The 7,022-nt window shown below is 67.9% G+C and carries 8 protein-coding genes; 4 read left to right on the top strand and 4 right to left on the bottom strand.

The annotated features are described in order from the left end of the window. Positions 1-662: hypothetical protein (locus ACRDU5_RS21385; RefSeq protein ID WP_526616992.1), on the bottom strand; the 662-nt coding region annotated here is incomplete at its 3' end. Between the two features lie 179 nt (positions 663-841). On the opposite strand from ACRDU5_RS21385, the gene ACRDU5_RS21380 reads away from it, so the two are divergent. Then, positions 842-1,342: a pyridoxamine 5'-phosphate oxidase family protein gene (locus tag ACRDU5_RS21380; RefSeq protein WP_526616991.1), complete on the top strand. Its 501-nt coding sequence runs from the start codon at positions 842-844 to the stop codon at positions 1,340-1,342. Between the two features lie 5 nt (positions 1,343-1,347). Then, complete coding sequence (locus ACRDU5_RS21375) at positions 1,348-1,827, top strand: nitroreductase family deazaflavin-dependent oxidoreductase (protein ID WP_526616990.1); 480 nt, start codon at positions 1,348-1,350, stop codon at positions 1,825-1,827. On the opposite strand, the gene ACRDU5_RS21370 is transcribed toward ACRDU5_RS21375, so the two are convergent. From ACRDU5_RS21370 to ACRDU5_RS21360, 3 genes are read right to left on the bottom strand one after another with little or no spacing between them, the layout of a single operon-like run. Further along, positions 1,824-2,642 (bottom strand): acyl-CoA thioesterase domain-containing protein, encoded by an 819-nt coding sequence (locus ACRDU5_RS21370; RefSeq protein WP_526616989.1) that lies wholly within the window; start codon positions 2,640-2,642, stop codon positions 1,824-1,826. The two genes, ACRDU5_RS21375 and ACRDU5_RS21370, sit on opposite strands and share 4 nt — an antisense overlap. Continuing rightward, the gene (locus ACRDU5_RS21365; RefSeq protein WP_526616988.1) at positions 2,629-2,937 is read right to left on the bottom strand and encodes a GNAT family N-acetyltransferase; all 309 of its coding nucleotides are present in this window, start codon (positions 2,935-2,937) and stop codon (positions 2,629-2,631) included. The genes ACRDU5_RS21370 and ACRDU5_RS21365 overlap by 14 nt, the downstream gene beginning before the upstream one ends. Further along, on the bottom strand, positions 2,934-3,800 hold the full coding sequence (locus tag ACRDU5_RS21360; protein ID WP_526616987.1) for a pirin family protein: 867 nt from the start codon (positions 3,798-3,800) through the stop codon (positions 2,934-2,936). Before ACRDU5_RS21360 ends, ACRDU5_RS21365 begins: the two co-directional genes overlap by 4 nt. Positions 3,801-3,871: 71 nt before the next feature. On the opposite strand from ACRDU5_RS21360, the gene ACRDU5_RS21355 reads away from it, so the two are divergent. Next, positions 3,872-5,431 carry a DUF4185 domain-containing protein gene (locus ACRDU5_RS21355; RefSeq protein WP_526616986.1) on the top strand — a complete coding sequence of 520 codons (1,560 nt, stop codon included), beginning with the start codon at positions 3,872-3,874 and terminating at the stop codon, positions 5,429-5,431. Positions 5,432-5,464: 33 nt separating this feature from the next. Continuing rightward, positions 5,465-7,018, top strand: a complete 1,554-nt coding sequence (locus ACRDU5_RS21350; RefSeq protein ID WP_526616985.1) for an acyl-CoA carboxylase subunit beta — start codon at positions 5,465-5,467, stop codon at positions 7,016-7,018. Positions 7,019-7,022: the final 4 nt, after the last annotated feature.

The raw sequence follows: 7,022 nt of genomic DNA, 5'->3' as shown, positions 1-7,022 counted from the left end.
GTTCCGGCCGATTCGGCGGCCCGGTCGAAGGCGGCCGTCTCGAGGATGACGAACTGGGGCCCGATGTGCAGCGCGGCGTCGGGCGAGGCCACTTCGGCCGCCAGTTCGGGTAGCGCCCAATGGCCGTCGGGTCGACGCCGGCCGCCGAACACTTGCCACAGCGGCGGCAGCTCGTCGGAGTCAACGACGTCGAGCGGGACGGGATCCATCTTCTGCAGCCCGTCGGGCGGTACGCCGATGCTGATGCCCTGGCCTTCGGTCAACGCGAGCACCCGCTCGGGATGGTCGGCGTCGACGATGGTCGAACGGCTGTAGGCCAGCTGTCGCCCCTGCTTGAGCACCTCGGTGGTGATCTCGATGCGGCGCACATCGCGGCCCGGATCGAGCAGCTGGCAGGAGTGGATGACCGGGTTCGGAACGGCTTCGAGGTCCGACACGCCGCCGCTGTCGGGGGACGCGATGCCGAGGACGGCGAGCAGCAGTCCGCCCGTCGGGTTCCGCATGTCACGGCGCAGTGTGACGGTGTCATCGACCGGGCCGAGGTCCATCTGGCTGTACTTGCGGCCGATGTAGCGGTAGCTCAGCAGTCCGCCCCAGCGTCGGCGAAGCTCGGCGGCGTACGCCTCCGGGTCGCCCGCGAGCTCGCGAATGTCCTTCAGCATGTGCCCCTTTCGAATCCAACACTCCATTCAAAACCAACGCCGCCAACACCTTGCGACCACCCCGCCGAAACAGCGTTCCCGGTTGTCAAGCGGCCGGCCTGACGACCGGGAATTCAGTTTCGGCGAGAACGAGGGTCCCGGTGGCCGTGGCGCCGGTCGGGATCTGAAAGTATCGCCGGGTGGGCAAGAACGAGCGGGCGAAGATCGTCATGTCCGACGAGGAGGTCGCCGAATTCATCGAGCGCAGCCGCACCGCGACCCTGGCGACGGTGTCGCCCGGCGGACAGCCGCATCTGGTCGCCATGTGGTACGCGGTGGTCGATGGCCTGATCTACTTCGAAACCAAGGCCAAGTCGCAGAAGGCGGTCAACCTGCGCCGCGACCCGACCGTGACGGTGATGATCGAAGACGGCCAGACCTACAACACCCTGCGTGGCGTGTCGATCGACGGCCGCGGCGAGATCGTCGACGATCCGGATTTGCTTCTGCGCGTGGGGATCAGTGTGTGGGAACGTTACACCGGCCCGTATACCGACGAGATGCGGCCGTACGTCGATAAGATGATGAACAATCGCATCGCGGTGCGCGTGGTACCGAGTCGGATGCGGAGCTGGGATCACGGCAAGCTCGGTATGCCCGCCATGCCGGTGGGCGGCAGCACCGCGCAGTATCTGGGTTGAGCGGCATGGATCCGAACAAGCGGCCGAAGCAGCTGGATTCTGCGATTCTGCCCAAGATCTTCAAGTACGCGGGGAAGGCACACGTCTGGGTCTACCGCCGCACCGGCGGAAAGGTCGGTGGTAAGTGGCGGATCGGCGCGGGCTTCAAGAAGCCGGTGCCCACGCTGCTGCTCGAACACCGCGGCCGCAAGTCAGGGAAGCTGTTCGTCTCCCCGCTGGTGTACATCACCGACCGCGACAACGTGATCGTCGTGGGGTCGCAAGGCGGCCGCCCGGAGAACCCGCAGTGGTTCCGCAATCTGGTGGCCAACCCCGACACCTTCGTCGAGATCGGTCCCGAGAGGCGGGCGGTGCGTGCGGTGACGGCAGGTCCTGACGAGCGCGCGCGGCTATGGCCATTACTGGTCGAGGCCTACGCCGATTTCGACACCTACCGGAGCTGGACCGACCGGGAGATCCCGGTGGTCATTCTGCAGCCGCGTTAGCCGCGCTTCGGCGGACGGAAGCCCGGGTTGGCCAGACCCGTCGCGACCCCGCTGCCGATCGGCCCAAGCCGGTCGAAGATCGCGGCCACTCCGGTGGCGACCCCGGCGTGGCTGTAGTGCGTCAACGAGGCCAGCCCGATGTACTCGCCGTCCGGCAGCCGACTGAGGGTCAGCGTGTAGTCGGCGTTGATGAAGTTCAAACCCGTTGCGCCGAAATGGGTTAGCGAGCTTGTCACGTCGCCGGCCATGGCGGCGCGGGTGAACGGGGTGATGGGTTCGCCATCGACCAGCGGGATGACGTCGCGCACCCAGGCGTACTTCGGGCCCGCATGCTGCCACTCGGTGAGATCCATGCTGGGACCGGTTGCCACCGAGTTCTTGCCGTACGCCCACACCTCCATGGTGACGTCGCCGGACAGGTCGGCGGGCGCCGTCGGCGGCGGCGGCATGTCGATGGGCGACGTCCATACCGGGTCGGCGGGCTGTTCAGCGCGGCGCAGGAAGAGCGCGCTGGCCCGGGCGACGACGGTACCGGCCTGCGTCATTACCGCATCCACCAGTCGGAGGCGGCGGCCCTGGCGCTCGACGGTGGTGTCCACCCGCACCGGTTCGGCCAGTGCGGCGGGCCGCAACAGGTCGACGGTCAGCCGTGCGGGCTGCAGGTCGGGGTCGCCGGCGTCGAGTTCGACCGACCGCCCTAACAGCCCACCGACATAGGTGCCGCTGATCGTCGAACCCCACGGCCCTCGCGCGATCGGGTTGGGAACCAGGACGTCCCCGTCGGCGGTGAAGAACGCCCGGTCATGAGTCGTCATCGCCAGTGACGATAGCGTCGATCTCGTCGTGCTTCTTGACGTAGTTGGCCACCGTCGGACACTTGGCGACGATCTGCAGGCCGGCGTCGCTGGTGGCTTGCAGCGCCTCGGCGATGAGAATCGTTGCGAGGCCGCGTCCTTCGTAGTCCTTGTCGACCTCGGTGTGGGTGAAGACGCGTTGGCCGTCGCGGTCGGTGAACTCGGCCCGTCCGACTTCCTGCCCCTCGACCGCGATGGTGTAGCGATCCGGTCGCGCGGTGACGGTGGTGGCTGCGCCGGTCTTGTCGGTGGTCATGGAGTTCCCTTCGGGTTGGAGCGCGGCCGCAGCGTGGCATTCGGTAGCGGCGGAGCCGGCAGCCGCGCGACGGAGCCGCGGTATCCCTCGACGGCGCCGAAACGGGCATCGCCGTCCTCCCACATCCGGCGGTAGCCGGCGATGTCGTCATGGCTGCGGCCGACGAAGTTCCACCACATCACCAGCTCCTCGGCGAACGGCTGACCGCCCAGGAGCAGCACCCGGGCCGGGTGCGCGCCCGGATTGTGCAGCGGCAGCGCCGTCCGGCCGGTGGGTTGAAACGCCAGATCGGCAAGGTCGAGTGTGGTGCCCTCGACCTCGATGCTGCCCTGATCGAGCAGCACACCGTGCTCGAATGCGGGGTCGACATCCAACGTCACCCGCGCGGCGGGGTCCAGATCGACCTGCGCTCCGAGCAACGGTGTGAAGGTGTGCACGGGGGATCGGCTACCCGAAAGCTCACCGAGGAACACCCGAAGGACGGCGCCGGGCACCCTGACCGGCTCGGGCGCATAGTGCGCGAGATCGCGGCCGGTGTCGCGGTCGGCATCGGGCAGGGCAACCCACAGCTGCACGCCGTGCAGGATGCCGGTCGCCGGGGTGGACACCTCCGAATGGCAGATGCCCGCGCCGGCCGTCATCAGGTTCAGTTCTCCCGGCCGCACGATGGCGTGCACCCCGGCGCTGTCACGGTGTTCCACCTCGCCGCTGAACAACCAGCTGACCGTCTGCAGCCCGGTGTGCGGATGCGGCGGCACGTCCATGCCGGTGCCGCCCAGCGGCACTTCGCGCGGATGCAGCACACCGGCGAATGACGATGCCGCGCAAGCCACTTCGGCCGGCGCAGAGTCGGTGTTGCTCACCTGCTCACACTATCGTGGTGTGAACGACGACCCATGCGGAAGCCAAGCGGCAGGTTGCGACACGGTCACGGATGCGTACCTATCGGTACATCAAGGATCACAAGAGCCCCATAGATCACTATCGTCACATCAGCTCGCAGTGCGGACGTCCTGCGACGTCCTGCCCGGAAAGGTGTGACATGTCGCCGCGTCTTCGCATGGCATCGATATCGGTGGCGTCGGCCGCCGCTATCGGACTCGTGGCGGCCGGTGTTGCGCCACCGGCGACCGCCGAACCCTGCACGGGTGCCGCCGCGGAAGCTCAACCTCCGGCCGCTCCGAACGCGGCGGCGACTCCGGCCTTGCCGGGAGCCAACGGGCCTCCGATCGGGCACAAGCCTCGCAACGCGAGGGAGCGCGTGCCGCTTCCCAACCTGGGCCGGCTGTCGCGGACGATCCTCAACGCATTTACGCCGCAGTCCGCGCAGGTGGAACAGCAGGCCGGGGTGATGCCCGTTCCCAATCCTCCTCCGCCGGCTCCGGATGCGGCAGCCATCGCTGCGCCGCCACCCGCGCCCGCGCCACCGCCTGGGCCGGCTCCGCCCCCGCCTGGCCCGCCACCGGGAACATCGCTCATCGGCTGGGTGACCGGACCGGAGAGCCCGAACAATACGATTGCCCGTTTCGCCATCACCGGGACCGACCTGGGGATCATGTGGGACAACGGCGATCCCGCCAACAGTCAGGTGCTGATGGCCTTCGGCGACACGATCGGCTATTGCAGCGTCCGCGGCAGGCAATGGCGGTACAACACGATGTTCCGCACCAGCGACCGCGCGCTGGCCAAGACGATCAGCGTGCCGAATGGCGCCGTCCGCAATCAGTACTCCGGCTCACCGGTCTGGGCGCCGGGCATTTCCAAACAGATCATCAACAGCATCAAGTTCGCTCCAACGGAGACGGGAATCATTCCGACCGCAGGCATCGCCGTCGGGGGAAACCAATACGTCAGCTTCATGTCCATCAAGAGCTGGGACAACCCAGGCAACTGGACGACGAACTTCTCGGGAATCGCGGTGTCGCCCGACAACGGAGAGAACTGGGGGGTCTACCCGCAGAGCGTCCGCGCGGTCGCTCCGGGCAGCGTCCCGCGTGTCCCATTCGTTGCGGGAAATGAGAACTTCCAGATGGCGGCGTTCCTGCGGCATGGCGACGGCTACGTCTACTCGTTCGGAACACCGGCCGGGCGCAGCGGTTCGGCGTATGTGTCGCGAGTGCCCCAGGGACTCATCTCGGAAGTCAATAGGTACGAATACTGGAACGCGGACCAAAACGCTTGGGTCCCCAACAATCCGGCGGCCGCCACGCCGGTGATCCCGGGTCCGGTCGGCGAAATGTCGGCCCAATACAACACCCACCTCAGGCAGTTCCTGGTGCTGTACTGCAACGGCGCCAACGACGTCGTGGCACGGGCCGCGCCGGCTCCGCAAGGACCGTGGGGTCCAGAGCAAGTGCTCGTGAAGTCAGCGGATATCCCCGGTGGCATCTACGCGCCGTACCTGCACCCCTGGTCGACGGGCAAGGAGCTGTACTTCAATCTGTCGCATTGGGATACATACAACGTGATGTTGATGAAGACCGTGTTGCCATAGCCGCTGCCTGCACGCGTTGTTAGCGTCAGTGCCATGCGCGACGATCACGCCGAGTTGTTGCGGCGGCGTGCGCTGACCGAGGATGCGGCCCGGCCCGACGAGGTCGAGCGCCGGCATGCATCGAACGGACGCACGGCACGGGAGAACATCGACGATCTCGTCGACGCTGGCTCGTTCGTCGAGTACGGCCGGTTCGCCATCGCCGCCCAGCGCTTTCGCCGCGATCTCACCGACCTGATCGAGCGCACGCCCGCCGATGGGCTGGTGGCCGGCACGGCCCGCGTCAACGGCGACCTCTTCGGCGACGAGCGCAGTACCTGCGCCGTGCTGTCCTACGACTACACCGTGCTCGCCGGGACCCAGGGCTACCTCGGTCACCGCAAGAAGGACCGACTCTTCGAACTGATCGAACGGATGCGGCTGCCCACCGTGTTCTTCGCCGAAGGCGGCGGCGGACGACCGGGGGACACCGACTATCCCACCGTCTCGGCGCTCGATGCGCGCGCGTTCAAGCTGTGGGCCCAGCTGTCGGGTGTGGTGCCGCGCATCGCGATCGTCAAGGGCCGCTGCTTCGCCGGAAACGCCGTCATCGCCGGCTGCGCGGACCTCATCGTGGCCACCGAAGACTCGTCGATCGGGATGGGCGGTCCGGCCATGATCGCCGGCGGCGGCCTCGGCGACGTCCACCCCGACGAGGTCGGGCCGATCTCCACCCAGGAGCCCAACGGCGTGGTCGACGTCGTCGTCGCGGATGAGCCGGAAGCCGTCGCGGTCACTAAGCGGCTGCTGGGCTACTTCCAGGGCTCCACTGCACCCGGTGCCAGCGCTGACCAAAACCGGTTGCGCACAATCGTTCCCGAGCGCGACCGGCGCGCCTACGACGTCGCGCCGGTCATCGAGACACTGGCCGACGAGGGTTCGGTGACGTTCCTGCGTCCCCGCTTCGCCCGCGAGATGGTGACTGCCTTTGCGCGGATCGAGGGTCGAGCGGTCGGAGTGATGGCCAATGACACGCGGTACATGGCGGGGGCGATCACCGCCGCCGCGTCCGACAAGGCGGCCCGATTCCTGCAGCTGTGCGACTGTTTCGGGCTTCCCGTCGTGTCGCTCATCGACTGCCCGGGTTACATGGTCGGCCCGGCCGCCGAGGCCGAAGCGCTGGTGCGACGGGCGTCCCGGATGCTCGTCGCGGGTGCCGCGCTGCGCGTGCCGGTCGTCGCGGTCGTGCTGCGCCGCGGTTACGGGCTGGGCGCGCAGGCGATGACGGGCGGCAGCCTGCACGAGCCGCTGCTCACCGTGGCGTGGCCCGGGGCGCACCTTGGCCCGATGGGCCTCGAGGGCGCGGTCAGATTGGGGCTGCGCAAGGAGCTGGAGGCGATCGCCGACGACGATGAGCGGGAAAGCCGGGTACGCCAGGCCACCGCGGCAGCGCAAGAGAACGCGAAGGCGCTCAACGCCGCTCAGCTGTTCGAGATCGACGACGTCGTCGACCCCGCCGACACCCGCAGGCTGATCGCCGCCACCCTGACAGCCGCGACGGCGCGGACCGAGGATCGTCCACCCCGTCGGTTCATCGACACCTGGTGAGCGA

Origin of the sequence: Mycobacterium sp. (assembly GCF_050701515.1) — a bacterium.
Taxonomy (GTDB): domain Bacteria; phylum Actinomycetota; class Actinomycetes; order Mycobacteriales; family Mycobacteriaceae; genus Mycobacterium.
The sequence above is the reverse complement of the archived record's forward strand: the minus strand, read 5'-3'. Positions and strand labels throughout refer to the sequence as shown.

Excerpts from the sequence above, each read along its gene's own strand:
- ACRDU5_RS21355 (WP_526616986.1), top strand. The coding sequence starts at position 3,872 with ATGCGTACCTATCGGTACATCAAGGATCACAAGAGCCCCATAGATCAC.
- ACRDU5_RS21370 (WP_526616989.1), bottom strand. The coding sequence starts at position 2,642 with ATGACGACTCATGACCGGGCGTTCTTCACCGCCGACGGGGACGTCCTG.
- ACRDU5_RS21375 (WP_526616990.1), top strand. The coding sequence starts at position 1,348 with ATGGATCCGAACAAGCGGCCGAAGCAGCTGGATTCTGCGATTCTGCCC.
- ACRDU5_RS21350 (WP_526616985.1), top strand. The coding sequence starts at position 5,465 with ATGCGCGACGATCACGCCGAGTTGTTGCGGCGGCGTGCGCTGACCGAG.
- ACRDU5_RS21365 (WP_526616988.1), bottom strand. The coding sequence starts at position 2,937 with ATGACCACCGACAAGACCGGCGCAGCCACCACCGTCACCGCGCGACCG.